The organism is Rhodopseudomonas pseudopalustris (assembly GCF_900110435.1).
GTDB lineage: Bacteria > Pseudomonadota > Alphaproteobacteria > Rhizobiales > Xanthobacteraceae > Rhodopseudomonas > Rhodopseudomonas pseudopalustris.
Window position 1 is genome coordinate 320705 of sequence record NZ_FODT01000001.1, and the last position, 18750, is coordinate 339454.

Sequence of the window (18750 nt, forward strand, 5' to 3'; positions counted from 1 at the left end):
CGCGGCGCCAAACCAGGGAGAATTCCGATGATCGAACTTCGTCCCTTCAACAAGCTCGGCGGCGCCGACCACGGCTGGCTCAAGGCGCGGCACCATTTCTCGTTCGCGAGCTATTACGACCCCGCCAATATGGGCCATGGGTCCTTGCGGGTCTGGAACGACGACGAGATCGCGCCCAACACCGGCTTCCCGCCGCATCCGCATCGCGACATGGAAATCATCACCTATGTCCGCGACGGCGCCATCACCCACGAGGACTCGCTCGGCAACAAGGGCCGCACCGAGGCCGGCGACGTGCAGGTGATGAGCGCGGGCAGCGGCGTGCGGCATTCGGAGTACAATCTGGAGCCCGAGACCACCCGGATCTTCCAGATCTGGATCGAGCCGACACAAGCCGGGGGCCAGCCGACCTGGGGCTCCAAGCCGTTCCCGAAGGCCGACCGCTCCGGCAAGCTCGTGACCATCGCGTCGGGCTTCAAGGCCGACAATGACGCGCTGCCGATCCGCGCCGATGCGCGGGTGCTCGCCACCACGCTGAAGGCCGGCGAGAGCGCCGAATACGCCATCGACAAGGCGCGGCATCTCTATCTGGTGCCGGCGGCGGGCAGCGTCGAGGTCAACGGCGTGCGGGTCAACGCCCGCGACGGCGCCGCGATCCGCGACGAGGCCAAGCTGACGATCACCGCGCTCGAGGATACCGAGCTGGTGCTGGTCGACGCCGCGTAAACGTCGACCTCTCGACCCACAACCACGTCATGCGCGGGCTCGCCCCGCGCATCCATCTTCTTCTCAAGAGTCCTGCCGAAGAGGATGGATGGCCGGGTCAGCCCGGCCATGACGGCTGACTAACTACGTAATCACTCCCCACCCCTCCCCCACCAAACGGAGACTCCCATGGCGAAGGTCCTGGTCCTGTATTATTCCGCTTACGGCCACATCGAGGCGATGGCCAACGCCGTCGCGGAAGGCGCGCGCGAGGCCGGCGCGACGGTCGACATCAAGCGCGTGCCCGAACTGGTGCCGCCGGATGTCGCCAAGGCGTCGCACTACAAGCTCGACCAGGCCGCGCCGGTCGCGACCATCGGCGATCTCGCCAATTACGACGCGATCGTCGTCGGCACCGGCACGCGGTTCGGGCGGATGGCGTCGCAGATGGCGAATTTCCTCGATCAGGCCGGCGGGTTGTGGGCGAAGGGCGCGCTGCACGGCAAGGTCGGCGGCGCCTTTACCTCGACCGCGACCCAGCATGGCGGCCAGGAGACCACGCTGTTCTCGATCATCACCAACCTGCTGCATTTCGGCATGGTGGTGGTCGGCCTCAACTACGGCTTCGCCGGCCAGATGAAACTCGACGAGGTGACCGGCGGCGCCCCCTATGGCGCAACCACGATCACCGGCGGCGACGGCTCGCGGCAGCCCAGCGCCAACGAACTTGCCGGCGCGCGCTATCAGGGCAAGACCATCGCCGAAACCGCGATCAAGCTGCACGGCTGATCGCGCCTCGCAACACCCCGCCGCGACCCGCGCCGTCGCGGCGGCGGTGACATCGTCACCGACCCGGGCGCCTGTTCGGGCGATCAAGCTGGCGCAAGCGGCAATCCGTCCCCGAGGTGAGATAGATGCAGATGCATTGATCTTGCATGGCTGATCCGCTGTTGCCGGCGCTTTTCCTCATCGCCTGCAATGCCCAGATGCAAATTGCGCCCGGAGAACCGTTCATGCTCGAAATGTATGTGATGCTTCAACTCGTCCGCAGCCCGTTGCAAGCGATGGCGAGGCTGCTGATGTGCAAGAGCCTCAGCGTCGCCACCTCCGGCAGACTGCGGTGCTGCAGTTGCACCGGCGTCACGACACCTGAGCTGGACTGAACTTCCAGGTGAGCGCGAGCACGCCGAGCGTGAATGCAGCGGCGATCACCGCGAGCAGCGGGACGGTCAGGGCCAGCGCAGCGGTCGCCGCCCATCCGATCGAAGAGAACGCCTCTGCGAAAGTCGCGACCCGCGACGAGGTCTGACGGCGGCGGAATTGACTGCGCCGCGCCTGCACCCGGAACCAGAGCTGGATCGCGGTGGCCGACGCCGCCGCGATCGCACAGCCCGCCGCGGTGAGCAGCGCCTGCAGCGGCGACAGCCACGCCAGCGGCAACAACAGCGGCGTCACCACGATCGCGATCACCATCAGCACCACTTCGATCCGCGTCCGCATCACCGCCGATTCCGGCAGCGGCGCCGTCGCGACCAGGTCGGGCGCGTCCTCTCCGGAGATCGTAAGCCACGCCAGACCACCGGCCAGTTGTCCGGCCGCCATCACGATCACCGGTGTGATCAACACGATCGCGGTCGAGCGATCGGAGAAGTTGCGCCACAACAGCAGCGCCGGCGGAACCAGATAGAGAAGCTGCATCAGCGACTGCGACACCAGCCAGGGGTCGCGGCGGAGCAGGATGAACTCCTTGATCCGCAACGCCTGCTGCCGCGAGCCGCGACGGAATTGTCCGCCTCTGCGGTCACGCACGGCCTTCGCGCCGACGCTGGCGGCGTTGACGACGAGATTGCCGAGCCCCGGCGCGACCAGCAGCATCACCAACCCGAGCAAAGTGAGGCTTGCGCCGAGCAATGCCGCGAGCGCGACGCCATCGCCGAGGATCGCCCGCGCCGGCCACCACAGCACGCTCGTCATCGCAGGCGCCCAGGACGCAGCCGTTTCCGACGTCAGCACGGCGAACCGCGACAGCGTGCCGGTCGAGATGATCGCCGCGATCTGCAGGCCGATCACGAAGCCGGCGCCGATCACCACCGACAGGATCTGCGCCACCACCCGCGTGCGCCGCGGCCCGATCAGATGGAACAGCGCGACCGTCACCGCGATCGCGATCGCCGACGCCGAGATGCCGACCGCGGCGACGACGCCGAAGGCCGTCAGCCAATGGGCGCCACCGACCAGCGCCAGCACGTTGATCACCGGGGCCGCGAACAACAGCGCCATCGCGGTGACCGTGAGCGCGATCGCCGCCATCCGCACCGAGAACACCCGTTCGAGCGGCGCCGGCGACGACATGATCAGATCGAGATCGGCGCGCGCGTAGAACACCCGCGTCACCGACTCGATCGCCTGCGACAGCATCAGCAGCCAGCTCAGCGCGACCGTCGCGGCGATCACGATCAGGCTGGCCTGATCGGCGTCCTGCGTCAGGCCCGCATAGCTGCCGACCATGGCCCAGGCCGGCAGATGCAGCAGCGCCACGAACACGATCAACGCCAGCACGATGTTGCGGGCGCGGCCGGGGCGGCCGGCCGTCATCATCGCAACAAAGTCGCGCCAGGCGAGCCGGATGTCGTGACGCGCGAAATCTGCGAGCGTGCCGGTGCTCATGCGGCCGCTTCGCTATCGACCAGCGCGACGAACATGTCCTCGAGGCTGGACTGGCCCTGGCCGATCTGGCCGCGCAACTCGGTCAGCGTGCCTTCCGCGACGAGGCGACCGGCGATGATGACGCCGATCCGGTCCGCCATCCGCTCGGCGACTTCGAGGATATGCGTGGTCATGATCACGGTGGCGCCGGCCCGCACGCGGCTCTGCAGAATCTCTTTCACGCGGCGGGCCGAAACCGCGTCCAAGCCGGTCAGCGGCTCGTCGAGAATGATCAGTCGCGGCTCGTGCACCAGCGCGCCGGCCAGCGCCACCTTCTGCCGCATCCCCTTGGAGAAGCTCTCGCAGCGCTGATGCGCGTGCGGGCCGAGGCCGAGATCGTCGAGCAGTTCTTGCGCGGCGATTTCAGCCGCCGATGGATCGACGCCCCACAACCCGGCAACGAAAGCGAGATATTCGAGCGGCGTCAGCTTGTCGTAGATCATCGGCTCGTCCGGGACCCAGGCGACGATCTGCTTGGCCGCGATCGGATCGGCGCGCGCATCGATCCCCAGAATGTCGATCGAGCCGGCGTCGGGCTTCAGCAGCCCCGCGACCATCCGCAGCGTCGTGGTCTTGCCGGCGCCGTTGGGGCCGAGCAGCGCGTAAAACTCGCCGGCGCGCACGGCGAGGTCGAGCCGGTCGACCGCGGGGCGGTCGTAACTTTTCATTAACCCCCGCAGCGCGAGCGCGGCGACAGGACCAGTCATGCGGGCACCCCGGACACGGCGACGGCGGCAGCATGCGGCCGAGAGGTTTCGGCGCGGTGAATCGCGGTCGCTGCACCAGCAAGACGGGAATCTCCTCCGCAAAGGATAACGGCCTCCGCGAAGAAGGCCGTTTCGAAGCTATCCGGCCGAGATCGTTCCGGGCAGACCGCCGGGTCGTGTCGAGGGGTTTTGCGAGACGAATCGGTCGCCTGGCAGAACCAACGACAGAAGCGAAACCGCCCTAATCGTGGGCCGAATGGGTCGCTTGGGGGAAAAGCCGCAATGGCGGGAGCGATGGTGGGCGCGACAGGGATCGAACCTGTGACCCCCTCGATGTCAACGAGGTGCTCTCCCGCTGAGCTACGCGCCCTGAAGTCGTCGTTACGGGTTGCGTCCCTATATCGGCTCCGGGCCGGACAGGCAAGGACACCGAAGCAGGATTTAGGGGCAGTATTTTACGCCGCCAACATCTTATTCACTTCGCTGACCAGTTCACGCAGATGCACAGGCTTGGAGAGGACCTTGGCATTTTTCGGCGCTTCCGAATCGGAATTCAGCGCAACTGCAGCAAAACCGGTGATGAACATGATCTTGATGTCGGGGTCCAACTCGGAGGCGCGGCGCGCCAGCTCAATGCCGTCCATCTCCGGCATCACGATGTCGGTCAGCAGCATCTCGAACGGCTCCTCGCGGAGCCGCTGATAGGCCGACATGCCATTGTCGAACGAGGAAACCTGGAATCCGGCGTTTTCCAGCGCCTTCACCAGGAAACGGCGCATGTCGTTATCGTCTTCGGCGAGGAGGATCTTGTGCATGGCGGCTGGGCTTCAATCCGGACGGAGAACTGTGATTCACTTAGACCGGCTGCTGGTAAATTTCGGGTGAAAGTCCCGCCCCCGGGCATTCGCAGTCGACCTCGATCCAGCGCCGTAACATAGCCTGAATTAACAATTTGCGGCACTTTCCGTTGCCCCGACCGTTAGGCACCAACTTGGAATTATTTTGCTTGGCACGGCGTAACCGATTGCCGACAATGTTACCCGCCACATCATCCGGCGGTTGCGGGCGAACCCTGAGGTCAGCGGATTTGACGAACGGCGGACGACGATGACCGAGTTCGAGGGTGAGTTTTCGCCCCCGTTCGAGATTGCCGAGCCTGCCGTCTGGCGCGCGCCGATCATTTTCAATTCGCCGCACTCCGGTTCGGTGTATCCGCACGCCTTTCTCAACGCATCCCGGATCGACCTCGAGGCGCTGCAGCGCTCCGAGGATTCGTTCATGGACGAGTTGATCTTGCACCTTCTCCACCAGGGCTTTCCGGTCGCCAGGGTGCACTTCCCGAGGTCATATATCGACGTCAATCGGGAGCCCTATGAACTCGATCCGCGGATGTTCCACGGCCGGTTGCCGAGCTTCGCCAACACCCGCTCGATGCGGGTTGCCGGCGGATTGGGAACGATTCCCCGCGTGGTCGGCGACGGCCAGGAGATTTACCGCGAACGGATCCCGATCGACGAGGCGCTCGGCCGGATCGAGACGCTGTACAAGCCCTATCACCGCGCGCTGCGCCAGCTGGTCAACCGGGCGCACCAGACCTACGGCGCCGTGATCCTGGTCGATTGCCACTCGATGCCCTCTGTGGGCATCGCCCGTGACGAGCCGCGACGGCCCGATATCGTGATCGGCGATCGCTATGGGACGAGCTGCGCCGCGCTGATCTCGGGCGTGGTCGAGGAAACGATGGCGGCACGCGGCTATTCGGTCGGCCGCAACAAGCCCTATGCGGGCGGCTTCATCACCGAGCATTACGGCAATCCGGCGAGCGGCCTGCATACCGTGCAGGTCGAGCTCAACCGCGCGATCTATATGGACGAACGGCTGCGGCAGCGGAGCGATCGGTTCGGCGTTGTCGCGGAAGATTTCAGCGTTCTGGCCGAAGCCCTCGCGGCGATCCCGCTGGCCGATCTCGGCCCGTTCCAGGCTGCCGCCGAATAAACCGGATCACCCGCCGACCTGGAACAAAAAACAGACGTCGACGGCAACCAAGCCTGACAAGAAAACAAACCGGGCTGAAAAGAAAAAAGGGCCGCTTGCGATGGCAAGCGGCCCAAGTCTAGGGAGGAAACGCCCAAGGAGGGCAGCGATAGCGCAAGCGCTACCGCACCGCAGCAATATGCGGCCGCGACGCACAAAGCGCAAGTGTTTTTGAGCATTTTCCCATGCAAAAAACGCAGATCAGGCACCGGATCCGCACCGCGGGCGCATGATTTATTTGTGCCAAATCAATGAGATGAAAACCGCCCAGGGGTGCGACGTGCGACAAAACCGCCACGGTTCCCGACTCGCCAGAGTGTCGCAGGCAACCAAAAAGCGAACCACTCGCATCGAGTATGTGAAAAATGTGAATGGCGGCTCGGTTGATGATTCAGCCTCTGGACCCGGGCTGAAACCCCATAAATAAGTGAGGCGGACCGGCGGGGTTTCAGGCAAGCCTAGAACCTCGTGCAGTGTAACCCTGGACTGACAAGGATCGCCCGTGACGGTCATCGATTTCGCCGCCTTTATCGGACGCCTCGCAACGTCGTCCGGCGACACCATCCTGCCGTTCTTCCGCACCTCTCTCACGATCGACAACAAGAAGGCCGGCCGCGACTTCGATCCGGTGACCGAGGCCGATCGCGCCGGCGAGGCGGTGATGCGCCGGCTGATCAAAGGGAGTTTCCCCCAGCACGGCATCGTCGGCGAGGAGTTCGGCAACGAGCGCGAGGACGCCGACTATGTTTGGGTGCTGGACCCGATCGACGGCACCAAATCCTTCATCGCCGGGTTTCCGGTCTGGGGCACGCTGATCGCGCTGCTGCACAAGGGTTCGCCGGTCTACGGCATGATGCATCAGCCCTACATCGGCGAGCGCTTCTCCGGCGACAATGGCGCTGCGTCCTATAAGGGACCCTCCGGCGAGCGCAAGCTGACGGTGCGGCGCTGCGCCTCGCTGAGGGAGGCGACGCTGTTCACCACCTCGCCGCTGCTGATGAACGACACCGACCGCGCCACTTTCGAGCGGGTGCAGGCCGAGGCGCGGCTGACCCGGTTCGGCGGCGACTGCTACGCCTATTGTATGCTGGCGGCCGGCCAGCTCGACCTCGTGATCGAGACCGAGCTGAAGCCCTACGACGTCGCGGCGCTGATCCCGATCATCACCGGCGCCGGCGGCATCATCACCACCTGGGACGGCCAGCCTGCGCAGAACGGCGGCCGCATCGTCGCCGCGGGCGACAAGCGGGTCCACGAAGCCGCGATGAAGATCCTCAACGGCTGAGCGAGCGGGTCTCGTCCCTCAACGCCGCGCCGCGAGGCCTTCGATCAGGGCCCGCAGCCCGGCCAGCCAATCTCCCCGGTCGGCGCCTTGCTCGACCGCCAGCGCGGCGCGGTCGTAGGCTGCCCCAATCAGCTGCGCCGTCGCCTCAATCGGTACCGGCTTGATCAGGCCGGCCTCGATCGCGGCCTGCAATCCCTCGCGCAACGTTCGAACGCCGTGACGCACGTCGATGGCGTCGACATCCGCTCGGCCGAGCACCGCCGGCGCTTCGATCAGCAACAGCCGGGTGCGGCCCTGCACGGCCATCGCCGTCAGATAGGCTTCGCCTCCGGCGATCAACGCCGTGACAGGCGAGCCATCCATCGGCGCCGCCTCGATCTCGGCCGCCACCGCGGCGGATTCGGCCTCGACCACCGCCCGGAACAGCGCCTGCTTGTCGGCGAAGTGATGGTAGAGCGCGCCACGCGTGACGCCGGCGGCTTCGACCAGATCCGGCGTGCTCGTCCCCGCATATCCACGCGCGACGAAAGCCTGTCGAGCGGCGGCAATCAGACCCGAACGGGTGGTGCTGGAGCGTTCCGGATTGGTGCGTCGTCTGGTCGCTAGCATACATACAGCCTGCATGTTATTAAAACATACACAGCGTATCTTCGTTGGAGCAAGGAGGAAAGGCGATGCAGGCGACCAGCTACTACCCGGTCATCATGACCAACGACGTCAGCGGAACCGCGGAGTTCTACAGCGCGCATTTCGGCTTCCAGCCGCTGTTCGAATCCGACTGGTACGTGCACCTGCAGTCGACTGAGGACCCCGGCATCAATCTCGCGGTGCTGGACGGGGCGCATCACACCGTGCCCGAGGCCGGCCGCGGCCGGGTCTCGGGCCTGATCCTGAACTTCGAGGTCGAGGATCCGGACGCCGAATATGCCCGGCTGCAGGCGGCGGGATTGCCGATCCTGCTGGCGCTGCGCGACGAGGATTTCGGCCAGCGCCATTTCATCACCACCGACCCGAACGGCGTGCTGATCGATATCATCAAGCCGATTCCGCCGAGCGCGGACTACGCGGCGCAATATGCCGAAGGCGCTGCTGCAACGCAGGCATAACCGCGGCAGATGTTGTGCAGGATGGCGCGATCGGCCAGTTTGCGCCGGTGTCCGATCCGCTTCTCCTGCTCATCACCGCCGTTTTCGCATTCGCCGGCTTCATCAAGGGAGTCATCGGCCTCGGCCTGCCGACCGTATCGATCGGCCTGCTCGCATTGGTGATGCCGCCGGCCGAGGCCGTCGCGATCGTGATCGTGCCGGCGATCGTCACCAACATCTGGCAGACCTTCGCCGGCCCGTATCTGCGCGACATTATTCGCCGGCTGTGGCCGCTGATGCTCGGCACCGTGATCGGGATCCGCCTGGGCTCCGGCCTGATGACCGGCCCCTATGCGCGCGATGCCACGCTGGTGCTGGGCGTGCTGCTGGTGATCTACGGCATCCTCGGCCTGAGCCGCAGCCGCTTCCATGTTGCGCGCGCGCACGAGAAATGGGTCGGCGGACCGGTCGGCCTCGTCACCGGCGTGGTCTCGGCCGCGACCGGCGTGCAGGTGATCCCGTCGATGCCGTTCATGCAGGCGATCGGCATGGAGAAGGACGAGCTGGTGCAGGCGCTCGGCGTGTTCTTCACCATCGCCACGCTGGCGCTGGCGTTCAATCTCGCCGATGCAGGTTTGCTGTCGGTCGCGACCGCTTTGCCCGGCGGGATCGCGATGGTGGCGGCATTTGCCGGCATGTTCGCCGGCCAGATGGTGCGCACCCGGATGCACCCGGACGTGTTCCGGCGCTGGTTCCTGATCTCGATCGTCGGGCTCGGCTGCTATTTGTTCGCCGACACGCTGGTGAAGATGATCGGCTGATCGCGATCAGCGCGACTCCATCAGCGCGACGCGCAGGCCGAGCGCGATGAACAGTGCGCCGAGGCCACGATTGATCCATTGCAGCACCGTGCCGGAGCGGCGCAGCCGATCCGCGGCGCGCGCTGCGAACGCAGCCAGCGCCAGACAATACAGCGTGCCGTTGAGCACGAAGATCAAACCGAGCACGAGGAACGCCGGCGCCTTGTGCGGCGCCTCCGCATCGACGAATTGCGGCAGGAAGGCGAGGAAGAACAGCGCCACCTTGGGATTCAGCACATTGGTGAGCATGCCCTGTCGGAACACCTGCGACAGGCAGAGCGCCGGCGCGTCACCCGACGCGGCCGCGAAGCCGGCCGAGCGCGACAGCAACAGGCCGACGCCGAGCCAGATCAGATACGCCGCACCGATCAGCTTGACCGCGGTGAAGGCCAGCGTCGAGGCCATCAGCAGCGCCGACAGCCCGACCGCCGCCGCCGCAACATGCACCAGGCAGCCGGCGCCGATGCCGAGCGCCGCCGCCGCACCGCCGCGCCAGCCGAACTGAAGGCCGCGGCCGACAATGAATGCCGTGTCCGGGCCCGGCGTGACGTTGAGCAGCAAGCCGGAGACGACGAACAGCCAGAAGTCGTGAATGCCGAGCATCGCATTGCGCCTGTCGCGAAGGGAATGTCAGGGCATCTCGGCCCGGAATCGCCGCGCCGGTCAAGCGCTCCCGCCGCCAATAACTCTTTACGCCGCAGCGGCCCTGACGACAAAAAGACGTCTTGTTAAGCTGTTGGAAACCATCACCGGGCCTCCTGAGCCGGGGACTGGTCGCAACAGCGGGATCGATCAAGACATGACGGGACGCAACCGGATGACATCCGCCGTTCTGCTGGCATGGCTCGGCAGCGTGGCGCTGACGGGCGCGGCTGCGCAGGCGCAATCCTCCGGCGGCGGCAACCCGCTGAACTTTCTCGACAGCATCTTCGGCAACACCCCGCCGGCCGGAAACCGCGCCGCGCCCGCGACCGGACCTGCTTCTGGCCCGGCGCCCGCCGGCAGCGCCGCCGCGCCGCCCTGGAGCGGCGAGGACGGCGGGTCGGGCCATCCGCTGATGACCGCGCAGGCGATCCGCGAAGCCGCCGGCAATTTTGACGCCTGCGTCGCCGCGATGTGGCCGGACGCCCAGCGCCGCAACATCTCGCGCGACAGCTTCGAGCGCTACACCGCCGGGCTGTCGCCCGACCTGCGGCTGATGGATCTGATGGATTCGCAGCCGGAATTCACCAAGGCGATCTGGGACTATCTCGACATCCTGGTGAACGACAACCGGATGGCCCGCGGCCGCGAAATCCTCACGCAATACAAGCCGCAATTCGACGCGACGGAGCGCGCCACCGGCGTCGACCGCTATATCATCGCGTCGATCTGGGGCATCGAATCCAACTACTCGACCCAGATGGGCGATCGCTACGTCGTGAACTCGACGGCGACGCTCGCCTGCGTCGGCCGCCGGCAGGCTTACTTCAAGGACGAGTTCCTCACCGCGCTGGAAATTCTGCATCGCGGCGATCTGCGCCCCGAGCAGTTGCGCGGCTCATGGGCCGGCGCATTCGGGCCGACGCAATTCATGCCGACCGCGTTCAAGCGCTTCGCCGTCGACGCCGACGGCGACGGCCGCCGCAACGTCGTCGACAATCCCGCCGATCTGATCGCCTCCACCGCCAACAACCTCAAGAAAGACGGCTGGCAGCCGGGCGCGACCTGGGGCTACGAGGTGGTGATGCCGAAGGGCTTCAACTACATGATGGCCGACCGCAAGCAGATGCTGACGCTGGCGCAATGGCACGAGATGGGCGTCAGGCGCCCGAACGGACAGCCGTTTCCGCGCTCCGCCGAGAAGGCCTATCTGCTGGCGCCAGCGGGCTCGGAAGGCCCCGGCTTCCTGATGCTGACGAATTTCCGCGTGATCATGAAGTACAACCCGGCCGAAGCCTATGCGCTGGCGATCGGCCATTTCGCCGACCGGCTGCGCGGCGGCCCGCCCTTCGTGCAACCCTGGCCGCGCCACGAGCGGGTGTTGTCCCGGAGCGAACGGCTCGAGCTGCAACAACTTCTCGCCCAACGCGGCTTCTACCGCGGCACCCCCGACGGCCAATTCGGCAGCATGACGCGCGAAGCGCTGCGCAACTTCCAGGCCTCGATCGGCGCGCCGGCGGACGGGTTCGCGACAGGGGATATGCTGGAGAAACTGAGGGGACGATAAAGACCGCGGTCGCGCTCGCAGCGCGCCAAGGCCCGAGCCGCGATTGCCGATGACCGGCTTCCGCGACGGCCTTGCCGCCGCCATCGACGCCCGTCTTTCGGCTGCAAAGCCCGTGACTTACGCCGGAAACGGCGGCGCGCGGGTGCCCTGACGATGCTTGCCGGAATTCAGCCGCGGCACTTGACGGCGGCGGCCGGACATTCGCCTATGGGACGGGAAAGCTGCCCGTTTGCGGCCCGAATCCGCTAGTATAGGCAGACCTCCCTTTCCGTTGTGAGCACGCGAAGCGTATGTCCGACAAGCCGAAATCCCTGCTGGGCATTCTGACCAGGCGCGGACCGCTGCTGGCGATCGCCGCGCTGCTGCTGGTCGGCATCGCGGGACCGGCTTCGGCGCAGTTCTTCGGCTTCGGCGGCCCGCCGCAGCAAGCGCCACGCCCGCCGCGCGGCGTCGGAGGTTACAACGGCGGCGGCGGACTCTTCGGCAACGACGTGTTCGCGCCGTTCCAGCACCAGGCGCCGCGCCGCGCGCCGGTGCGCGAGGACTATTCCCGCGCGCCCGCGGCCGAGAAGCGCGACGCCGTCTCCGAGCGCAACGTCGTGGTGCTCGGAGACGCGATGGCCGACTGGCTCGCTTACGGCCTCGAGCAGGCCTATGCCGAGCAGCCCGACATGGGCGTGATCCGCAAGCACAAGACCGTCTCCGGCCTGCTGCGCTACCAGCCCAAGGGCGAGCCGTCCGACTGGGTCGCCGCCGCCAAGGAGATCCTCGCCGGCGAAAACCCGGATGCGATAGTGGTGATGCTCGGCCTTAACGACCGCACGCCGATCAGCGAGCCGGTGGCCGAAAAGGACAAGAAGAAGGACGGCAAGGCGAAGCCCGAGGACGCCGACAGCGCCGCCAAGCCCGACGCCAGCAAGCCCGACGCCAATAAGCCCGACGACAAGACCGCGGATAGCGACGCAGCCGACGATGACGACGACGACGATGACGGCACGCCGCAGATCATGACGCGGGAGAAATCGAAGCGCGCCGGCGCCAGCCAGTTCCGCGATGATCGTTGGGTCGAGCTCTACAACAAGAAGCTCGAGGACATGATCAACGTTCTGAAGTCGAAAGGCGTGCCGGTGCTGTGGGTCGGCCTGCCCGCGGTGCGCGGCACCAAGTCGACCTCGGACGCGCAGTTCCTCAACGCGCTGTATCGCGACGCCGCCGGCAAGGCCGGCATTAGTTACGTCGACGTCTGGGACGGCTTCGTCGACGAGGCCGGACGCTATCTGCTGCAGGGCCCGGACTTCGAGGGCCAGACCCGCCGGCTGCGCTCCTATGACGGCGTGTATTTCACCAAGGCCGGCGCGCGGAAGCTGGCGCATTATGTCGAGCGCGAGATCGCCCGCCTGCTCGCCGCCCGCGCTGCGCCGGTCGCTCTGCCGACCGAACCTGGCACGCCGGATGCGAGCGCCAAGCCGGGCGGCCCCGCACCGCGACCTATCGCCGGCCCGATCATGCCGCTGGTGGCGTCTTCGGTCTCGACCGATCGTCTGCTCGGCGGCCCCGGCATCGCGCCCGCGCCGGTCGATGCGCTGGTCGCGCGCACGCTGGTGAAGGGCGAGCCGCTCGCCGCGCCGGCCGGCCGCGCCGACGATTACGCTTGGCCGCGCCGCGAGATCGTAGTGGAGCGCGCGCAGGAACCGCCGCCGACGAAGGAGCCGCCGAAGAGCGCGGTGCCGATGGCGAGCACCAATCCGGGCGGCGCCGCGCCCAACGCGGCCGGACAGCAGCCGCAACAGCAGAAGCGCGTCGCCCGCGCCGCGCCGCCGCCTGCCGCCTCCGGCTTCTTCGGCTTCGCGCCCGCGCCGCAGCAACCGCAGATGCGCCGCCCGCCACCTCCGCCGCCGACCGCGTCGGGCTTCTTCTCGATCTTCCGCTGAGCCGCCCCTCCGGCTGGCTCGCCGCGCGCTGAGGCAACAGCGCGCGGCGCGTCGGCCGGCTACAGGATCAGGCCGCCATCGACCACCAGCGTCTGGCCGAGCACATAGGACGACAGCGGCGAGGCGAGGAACAGCGCCGCGCCGGCCATGTCCTGCGGCGTGCCGAGCCGCTTCATCGGAATGCCTTCGATCGCGCCCGCGAGCCGTTTCGGATCAGCGGTGGTGACCCTGGTCATCTTGGTGTCGACCAGCCCCGGCGCGATGCCATTGACGCGAATGCCGTCCTCGGCCCAGGCCTGCGCCAGCGTTCGCGTCAGTCCCATCGCGCCGGTCTTCGAGGCATTGTAGGCCGGGTTGCCTTTGGTCGCGTGGAAGGCCGCGGTCGACGACACGATGATCAGCGCGCCGCCGGACGCTTTCAACAGCGGATGGAATTTGCCGGCGCAGGCCATCAAGCTCATCAGATTGACTTCCACGACGTGGCGGAAGCCGTCCATTGCGAACTCGCCACGGCGATAGATCACCGCGCCCTGCGCCAGCACCAGGACGTCGAGCCGATCGATCGGCGGCGCGAACGCCTCGATCGCCTGCGGCTGGCTGACGTCGAGCTGCGCGTAACTGAGCCCGTCGAAATCGCTGCCGTCGTCGGCCGAGTAGTCGCCCGGTCCCGCGCGTGTGCCGGTGACGCATACTTTGGCGCCGCGGGTGCGAAACGCCTGCGCGATGCCGTTGCCGATGCCGCTGGAGCCGCCGACGATCAGCATCTGCTGGCCGCTGAAATCGAGTTCGTTCACGAAGGTTTCTCCCTTGTTGTTAGGCCGCGGCTCGTAACGGCGCGCGTTTGACCTGTGTCCCAATCGATGCAAGCCTTGTCAATCGGCTGCGGACCGCGACGCGGTCCGCGCAATTTCCGCAACAAGAAACAATTCGGAGGAAACCGATGTCGTCCTACAAACCCCTCAGCCGTTCCGTCAAAGGCCTGCGCGTCCTCGTCACCGGCGCCGCGAGCGGCATGGGTCGCGCCACCGCGCATGTGTTCGCCGACGAAGGCGCGCGCGTCGCGGTCACCGACGTGACGCTTGCAGGCGCGCAGCCGGTGGCCGATGCGATCGCCGCGCGCGGCCTCGAGGCGAAAGCGTTCGCGCTCGATGTCGGCGACGCCGCCGCGATCAAGACCGGCGTCGACGCGATCGCGCAGGATTTCGGCGGGCTCGACATCGTCATCAACAATGCCGGGATCTCGGTGAATCTCGCGATCGACGACCCCGGCTACGACGCCGCATGGGACCGCGCTCTCGCCGTGATGCTGAGCGCGCATCCGCGCGTGATCCGCGCCGCGCTGCCGTACTTACGCAAGTCGAACTCGCCGCGCATCGTCAACATCGCCTCGACCGAGGCGCTCGGCGCCACCGCCGGCCACAGCGCATATTCCGCGGCGAAAGCCGGCGTAACGGGGCTGACGCGCTCGCTCGCGGTCGAACTCGGCCCCGAGGGCATCACGGTCAATTGTATCTGCCCCGGCCCGATCACCACCGCGATGACCGACCGCATCAGCGACGACCACAAACAGAAATACGCCCGCCGCCGCACCGCGCTGCATCGCTACGGCGCCCCCGAAGAGGTCGCGCACATGACGCTGAGCCTGTGCCTTCCCGCCGCGTCGTTCCTCACCGGCGTGGTGATTCCGGTCGACGGCGGATTGATGGCGCGCAACGCATGAGGCTGTCTGAGCGGACGATCGAAATCATTGCGGACGTGCGTCGCGCGGCGCCGGGCTGACGTTCGCAATCGTCACACGCCCAGATGCCGCTCCAGCAGTTCCGGCTGCGCGGCGAGCTGCGACGGCGCGCCGTCGAACACCACGACGCCCTTGGCGAGCATCACCATGCGATCGGCGATCGCCGACAGGCTGCGGAAATCCTTGTCGACGACGATGGTGGCGACGCCTTCGCCGCGGATGATTCCGAGCGTGCGCCAGATTTCCTGCGCGACCAGCGGCGCCAGGCCTTCGGTGGCTTCGTCGATCAGCAGCAGATCCGGATTGGTCATCAGCGCGCGGCCGATCGTCAGCATCTGCTGTTCGCCGCCGGAAAGCTGATGCCCGCCATGGCCGCGGCGCTCGGCGAGCCGCGGAAACAGCTCATAAATACGCGGCAGCGTCCAGGTGGCGCGGCCATCGCGGCCGGGCCGCGCCGCCATGGTGAGATTCTCGACCACCGACAGCGCGCCGAACACGCCGCGACCTTCCGGCACCAGGGCCACACCGCGCCGCGCGATCGCGTCCGGCGTGATGCCTGCGATATCGGCGTCATGCAGCAGGCGCCGGCCGCGGCACGCCGGCACCAGCCCCATCAGGGCGCGGAGCAACGTGGTCTTGCCCATCCCGTTACGGCCGATCAGCGCGACCTGCTCGCCGCGCGCGACCGACAGATCGATGCCGTGCAGGATCTGGCTCACGCCGTAGAACGCCTCGAGCCGCTCGGCCTGCAGCAGCGCAGTCATGCCGCGTCTCCGTGATTGCCGAGATAGGCCGCGCGCACCGCCGGATGCCGGCGGACATCCTCCGGCAGACCGGACGCGATCACCTGGCCGTCCTGCATCACCGTGAGCTTGTCGGCGAGTTCGAACACCGCATCCATGTCGTGCTCGACGATCAGCACCGCATGATGCGCTCGCAACGACGCGATCAGCGCGATGATGCCGCGCGCCTCGGCCTGGCCCATGCCGGCGAGCGGCTCGTCGAGCAGGATGATCGAGGGCCCCGTCGCCAGCACCATCGCGATTTCGAGCTGACGCTGTTCGCCATGGCTGAGCACATTGGCGACGATCGCCTCGCGCCCGGCGAGTCCGGCCTTGCCGATCGCCTCGATCGTGCGACTCTGCACCTCGGGATCGGCCGATGCGCCGCCGAACATCCTGAGCGGCGCGCGTGACCGCGCCTGCGCGGCGAGCCGGACGTTTTCATGCACGGTGAAGCGCGGGAAGATCGTGGTCTTCTGGAACGCGCGGCCGATGCCGGCACGGGCGCGCTTGTCCGGCGCAAGCCCGGTGATCTCGGCGTCGCCGAGCCGGATCTCGCCGGCGCTGGCGGCGAGTTCGCCCGACAGCAGATTGATCAGCGTCGACTTGCCGGCGCCGTTGGGACCGATCACCGCATGAATTTCGCCGCGCTTGATCTCGATCGACAGGTCGGCGACGGCGCGGACGCCGCCGAAGTTCTTGCCGAGACGCTCGGCGCGCAAGGCGAGCTCAGGCATGACCGGTCTCCGGCGCGGGTGTCGGAGCCGGCGTCGCCCGCTTGCCGCGCGCGGGTTTCGGTTCGGCGTCGCCAAACAGCATCGGCCAGAGCTGCCGGACGCCGTTCGGCAACAGCAGCACGATGGCGATGACGATCAGCCCCTCGGCCAGCTTCCATTGCTCCAGCGTCGCTTTCAGCACCTCCTCGAGCCCGAGCAGCGCCAGCGCGCCGATCAGGGGGCCGGTGACGGTGCTGAGACCGCCGATCAGCACCATCACCAGCACCGTCGCCGATTGGTGCCAGCCGAGCATCTGCGGCGCGACGAAGCCGAATTGCACCGCGGCGAGATAGCCGGCGACGCCGGCGAGCGCGCCGGACAGCACGAAGGCGATCAGGCGGATGCGGAAGATCGGAAAGCCGAGCGCGCGGGCGCGGCGCTCATTGTCGCGCGCCGCGGCGAGCGCGTGGCCGAACGGCGAGCGCACCACGGTCACCAGCAGCGCGATCGCCGCGACCGTGACAGCGAGCACCACGAAGTAGAACGTCAGCGGCTTGTCGAGATCGAGCAGGCGGACGCCCGCGATGGTCAGCTCCGGCTTGACGTTGATGAACGCGCCATCGGAGCCGCCGGCGAAATCGGCATCGTGGAATAGATAAAACAGCATTTCGCCGAAGGCGAGCGTCACCATGATGAAGTAGACGCCGCGGGTGCGCAGCGCCAGCGCGCCGATCACCAGCGCGGCGAAGCTCGCGGCCAGCACCGCTGCCGGCAGCGTCAGCAGCAGCGAGGCGGCGTCGTATTTTGGCGACATCAGCGCCAGCACGTAACCGGACAGCCCGAAGAATGCGGCGTGACACAGCGACACCAGCCCGCCCTGCCCGACCACCAGATTCAACGCCATCGCCAGCACGCCGAGGATCAGCACCTTGCTGGCGAACTGCACGTAGTACACCGGCACGACGAACGGCAGCGCGATCGCAGCCGCGAGGCAGAGCACGGGCAGCAGCCACGCCGGCAGTCGGGAGATTTTCTTTTGGGGCAGCGCAGCCATCAGACGTCCCGCCGGCCGAGGATGCCGTTCGGCCGCCACAGCAGCACCGCCGCCATCAGCAGATAGATCAGCATCCCGGAGACGCTCGGGAAGAACACCTTTCCGAAGGTGTCGGTGAGGCCGATCAGCAGCGCGCCGATCGCGGCGCCCGCCACCGAGCCGATGCCGCCCAGCACGACGACGACGAAGGACAGGATCAACATGCCGTCGCCCATGCCCGGATACACCGTCGAGATCGGCGCGGTGACGATGCCGCCGAGCGCGGCGAGCGCGATGCCGGTGGCGAACACGAGGCGATTGACCTTGTCGTAATCGATCCCGAGCACCCGCGTCATTTCGCGGTTCTCGGCGCCGGCGCGCACGATCATGCCGATCTTGGTGCGGGTGATGACGATGAAGATCAGCGCCGCGACGGCGAGACAGAACACGCAGATCGCCAGCCGGTACACCGGATAGGACAGATTGGAGGTCAACTGGATCGAGCCCGACAGCCAGTCCGGCGGCGCCACCGAATGCACGTCCTTGCCGAACAGCAATTGACGCACCTCGTCGATCACCAGGATCAGCCCGAACGACAGCAGCACCTGCGCCAGATGATCGCGGCCGTACAGCCAGCGGATGAACACGCTCTCCAGCGCCAGCCCGAGCACGAAGGCGATCGCGACGCCGCCGACCAGCGCGATCAGAAAATTGCCGGTGTAGGCGGCGATCCAATAAGCGAGGTATGCGCCCAGCATGTAGAACGCGCCGTGCGCGAGGTTGATCACGCCGAGGATGCCGAACACCAGCGTCAGCCCGCTGGCGACCAGAAACAGCACCATCCCGTATTGCACGGCATTCAAGAACTGGACGCCGAAAGTGATCAGATCCATGGATTACGACCTAACTGCACGATCGCTCCCCTCGCGTCCGTCATTCCGGGGCGCGAGCGAAAGCTC

The 18750-nt window shown here is 66.9% G+C and carries 20 protein-coding genes and 1 tRNA gene; 10 read left to right on the forward strand and 11 right to left on the reverse strand.

Going from position 1 to position 18750, the window contains the following annotated elements; all coding sequences use genetic code 11:
• Positions 1-27 precede the first annotated feature (27 nt).
• The 3 genes from BMY71_RS01545 to BMY71_RS01555 all read left to right on the forward strand — a co-directional run bounded on the left by BMY71_RS01545 (position 28) and on the right by BMY71_RS01555 (position 1868).
• Positions 28-726: a pirin family protein gene (locus BMY71_RS01545; protein ID WP_092681249.1), complete on the forward strand. Its 699-nt coding sequence runs from the start codon at positions 28-30 to the stop codon at positions 724-726.
• A 168-nt stretch (positions 727-894) separates the two neighbouring features.
• On the forward strand, positions 895-1494 hold the full coding sequence (gene wrbA, locus BMY71_RS01550; RefSeq protein WP_092681251.1) for an NAD(P)H:quinone oxidoreductase: 600 nt from the start codon (positions 895-897) through the stop codon (positions 1492-1494).
• Between the two features lie 146 nt (positions 1495-1640).
• A complete protein-coding gene (locus BMY71_RS01555; protein WP_092681253.1) occupies positions 1641-1868 on the forward strand; it encodes a hypothetical protein in 228 nt (75 codons plus the stop codon).
• On the opposite strand, the gene BMY71_RS01560 is transcribed toward BMY71_RS01555, so the two are convergent.
• From BMY71_RS01560 to cpdR, 4 genes are all read right to left on the reverse strand, one after another.
• Positions 1846-3372, reverse strand: a complete 1527-nt coding sequence (locus BMY71_RS01560; RefSeq protein WP_092681255.1) for a permease — start codon at positions 3370-3372, stop codon at positions 1846-1848. The genes BMY71_RS01555 and BMY71_RS01560 overlap by 23 nt on opposite strands.
• Entirely contained in the window at positions 3369-4118 is a 750-nt protein-coding gene (locus BMY71_RS01565) for an ABC transporter ATP-binding protein (protein WP_092681257.1), read from the reverse strand. The genes BMY71_RS01560 and BMY71_RS01565 overlap by 4 nt, the downstream gene beginning before the upstream one ends.
• 295 nt (positions 4119-4413) lie before the next feature.
• Positions 4414-4488 (reverse strand) — tRNA-Val (locus BMY71_RS01570).
• A gap of 85 nt (positions 4489-4573) precedes the next feature.
• Positions 4574-4933, reverse strand: coding sequence for a cell cycle two-component system response regulator CpdR (gene cpdR, locus BMY71_RS01575; protein WP_011443381.1), 360 nt, complete (start codon positions 4931-4933; stop codon positions 4574-4576).
• A 292-nt stretch (positions 4934-5225) separates the two neighbouring features.
• Here cpdR and BMY71_RS01580 point away from each other — a divergent pair, with 292 nt between their 5' ends.
• Entirely contained in the window at positions 5226-6113 is an 888-nt protein-coding gene (locus tag BMY71_RS01580; protein WP_092681698.1) for an N-formylglutamate amidohydrolase, read from the forward strand.
• A gap of 541 nt (positions 6114-6654) precedes the next feature.
• Positions 6655-7437: a histidinol-phosphatase gene (gene hisN, locus BMY71_RS01585; RefSeq protein ID WP_011504735.1), complete on the forward strand. Its 783-nt coding sequence runs from the start codon at positions 6655-6657 to the stop codon at positions 7435-7437.
• An 18-nt stretch (positions 7438-7455) separates the two neighbouring features.
• Here hisN and BMY71_RS01590 read toward each other — a convergent pair whose 3' ends face one another.
• A complete protein-coding gene (locus BMY71_RS01590) occupies positions 7456-8046 on the reverse strand; it encodes a TetR/AcrR family transcriptional regulator (protein WP_092681259.1) in 591 nt (196 codons plus the stop codon).
• Between the two features lie 65 nt (positions 8047-8111).
• On the opposite strand from BMY71_RS01590, the gene BMY71_RS01595 reads away from it, so the two are divergent.
• Both BMY71_RS01595 and BMY71_RS01600 read left to right on the forward strand, forming a co-directional pair.
• Positions 8112-8543 carry a VOC family protein gene (locus tag BMY71_RS01595; RefSeq protein WP_092681261.1) on the forward strand — a complete coding sequence of 144 codons (432 nt, stop codon included), beginning with the start codon at positions 8112-8114 and terminating at the stop codon, positions 8541-8543.
• A 47-nt stretch (positions 8544-8590) separates the two neighbouring features.
• Positions 8591-9343, forward strand: coding sequence for a sulfite exporter TauE/SafE family protein (locus BMY71_RS01600; RefSeq protein ID WP_175557584.1), 753 nt, complete (start codon positions 8591-8593; stop codon positions 9341-9343).
• Between the two features lie 6 nt (positions 9344-9349).
• Here the strand turns inward: BMY71_RS01600 and BMY71_RS01605 are convergent, their stop codons facing one another.
• On the reverse strand, positions 9350-9985 hold the full coding sequence (locus BMY71_RS01605) for a LysE family translocator (protein ID WP_092681265.1): 636 nt from the start codon (positions 9983-9985) through the stop codon (positions 9350-9352).
• Between the two features lie 196 nt (positions 9986-10181).
• On the opposite strand from BMY71_RS01605, the gene BMY71_RS01610 reads away from it, so the two are divergent.
• Positions 10182-11591 carry a lytic murein transglycosylase gene (locus BMY71_RS01610; RefSeq protein ID WP_092681267.1) on the forward strand — a complete coding sequence of 470 codons (1410 nt, stop codon included), beginning with the start codon at positions 10182-10184 and terminating at the stop codon, positions 11589-11591.
• Between the two features lie 290 nt (positions 11592-11881).
• Positions 11882-13522 (forward strand): SGNH/GDSL hydrolase family protein, encoded by a 1641-nt coding sequence (locus BMY71_RS01615; protein WP_092681269.1) that lies wholly within the window; start codon positions 11882-11884, stop codon positions 13520-13522.
• 59 nt (positions 13523-13581) lie between these two features.
• Here BMY71_RS01615 and BMY71_RS01620 read toward each other — a convergent pair whose 3' ends face one another.
• The gene (locus BMY71_RS01620; protein ID WP_041805511.1) at positions 13582-14316 is read right to left on the reverse strand and encodes an SDR family NAD(P)-dependent oxidoreductase; all 735 of its coding nucleotides are present in this window, start codon (positions 14314-14316) and stop codon (positions 13582-13584) included.
• Between the two features lie 146 nt (positions 14317-14462).
• On the opposite strand from BMY71_RS01620, the gene BMY71_RS01625 reads away from it, so the two are divergent.
• A complete protein-coding gene (locus tag BMY71_RS01625) occupies positions 14463-15242 on the forward strand; it encodes an SDR family NAD(P)-dependent oxidoreductase (RefSeq protein WP_011504743.1) in 780 nt (259 codons plus the stop codon).
• A 71-nt stretch (positions 15243-15313) separates the two neighbouring features.
• Here the strand turns inward: BMY71_RS01625 and BMY71_RS01630 are convergent, their stop codons facing one another.
• From BMY71_RS01630 to BMY71_RS01645, 4 genes are read right to left on the reverse strand one after another with little or no spacing between them, the layout of a single operon-like run.
• Positions 15314-16024, reverse strand: coding sequence for an ABC transporter ATP-binding protein (locus BMY71_RS01630; protein ID WP_092681271.1), 711 nt, complete (start codon positions 16022-16024; stop codon positions 15314-15316).
• Complete coding sequence (locus BMY71_RS01635; RefSeq protein WP_011504745.1) at positions 16021-16779, reverse strand: ABC transporter ATP-binding protein; 759 nt, start codon at positions 16777-16779, stop codon at positions 16021-16023. Before BMY71_RS01635 ends, BMY71_RS01630 begins: the two co-directional genes overlap by 4 nt.
• The gene (locus tag BMY71_RS01640) at positions 16772-17812 is read right to left on the reverse strand and encodes a branched-chain amino acid ABC transporter permease (protein ID WP_011504746.1); all 1041 of its coding nucleotides are present in this window, start codon (positions 17810-17812) and stop codon (positions 16772-16774) included. The genes BMY71_RS01635 and BMY71_RS01640 overlap by 8 nt, the downstream gene beginning before the upstream one ends.
• Positions 17812-18684, reverse strand: coding sequence for a branched-chain amino acid ABC transporter permease (locus BMY71_RS01645; protein ID WP_011504747.1), 873 nt, complete (start codon positions 18682-18684; stop codon positions 17812-17814). The genes BMY71_RS01640 and BMY71_RS01645 overlap by 1 nt, the downstream gene beginning before the upstream one ends.
• Between the last annotated feature and the right edge of the window lie 66 nt (positions 18685-18750).

Coding starts and splice junctions, on each gene's coding strand:
- BMY71_RS01545 (WP_092681249.1), top strand. CDS start 28: ATGATCGAACTTCGTCCCTTCAACAAGCTCGGCGGCGCCGACCACGGC.
- wrbA (WP_092681251.1), top strand. CDS start 895: ATGGCGAAGGTCCTGGTCCTGTATTATTCCGCTTACGGCCACATCGAG.
- BMY71_RS01555 (WP_092681253.1), top strand. CDS start 1,641: ATGGCTGATCCGCTGTTGCCGGCGCTTTTCCTCATCGCCTGCAATGCC.
- BMY71_RS01560 (WP_092681255.1), bottom strand. CDS start 3,372: ATGAGCACCGGCACGCTCGCAGATTTCGCGCGTCACGACATCCGGCTC.
- BMY71_RS01565 (WP_092681257.1), bottom strand. CDS start 4,118: ATGACTGGTCCTGTCGCCGCGCTCGCGCTGCGGGGGTTAATGAAAAGT.
- cpdR (WP_011443381.1), bottom strand. CDS start 4,933: ATGCACAAGATCCTCCTCGCCGAAGACGATAACGACATGCGCCGTTTC.
- BMY71_RS01580 (WP_092681698.1), top strand. CDS start 5,226: ATGACCGAGTTCGAGGGTGAGTTTTCGCCCCCGTTCGAGATTGCCGAG.
- BMY71_RS01590 (WP_092681259.1), bottom strand. CDS start 8,046: ATGCTAGCGACCAGACGACGCACCAATCCGGAACGCTCCAGCACCACC.
- BMY71_RS01595 (WP_092681261.1), top strand. CDS start 8,112: ATGCAGGCGACCAGCTACTACCCGGTCATCATGACCAACGACGTCAGC.
- BMY71_RS01605 (WP_092681265.1), bottom strand. CDS start 9,985: ATGCTCGGCATTCACGACTTCTGGCTGTTCGTCGTCTCCGGCTTGCTG.
- BMY71_RS01610 (WP_092681267.1), top strand. CDS start 10,182: ATGACGGGACGCAACCGGATGACATCCGCCGTTCTGCTGGCATGGCTC.
- BMY71_RS01615 (WP_092681269.1), top strand. CDS start 11,882: ATGTCCGACAAGCCGAAATCCCTGCTGGGCATTCTGACCAGGCGCGGA.
- BMY71_RS01625 (WP_011504743.1), top strand. CDS start 14,463: ATGTCGTCCTACAAACCCCTCAGCCGTTCCGTCAAAGGCCTGCGCGTC.
- BMY71_RS01630 (WP_092681271.1), bottom strand. CDS start 16,024: ATGACTGCGCTGCTGCAGGCCGAGCGGCTCGAGGCGTTCTACGGCGTG.
- BMY71_RS01635 (WP_011504745.1), bottom strand. CDS start 16,779: ATGCCTGAGCTCGCCTTGCGCGCCGAGCGTCTCGGCAAGAACTTCGGC.
- BMY71_RS01640 (WP_011504746.1), bottom strand. CDS start 17,812: ATGGCTGCGCTGCCCCAAAAGAAAATCTCCCGACTGCCGGCGTGGCTG.
- BMY71_RS01645 (WP_011504747.1), bottom strand. CDS start 18,684: ATGGATCTGATCACTTTCGGCGTCCAGTTCTTGAATGCCGTGCAATAC.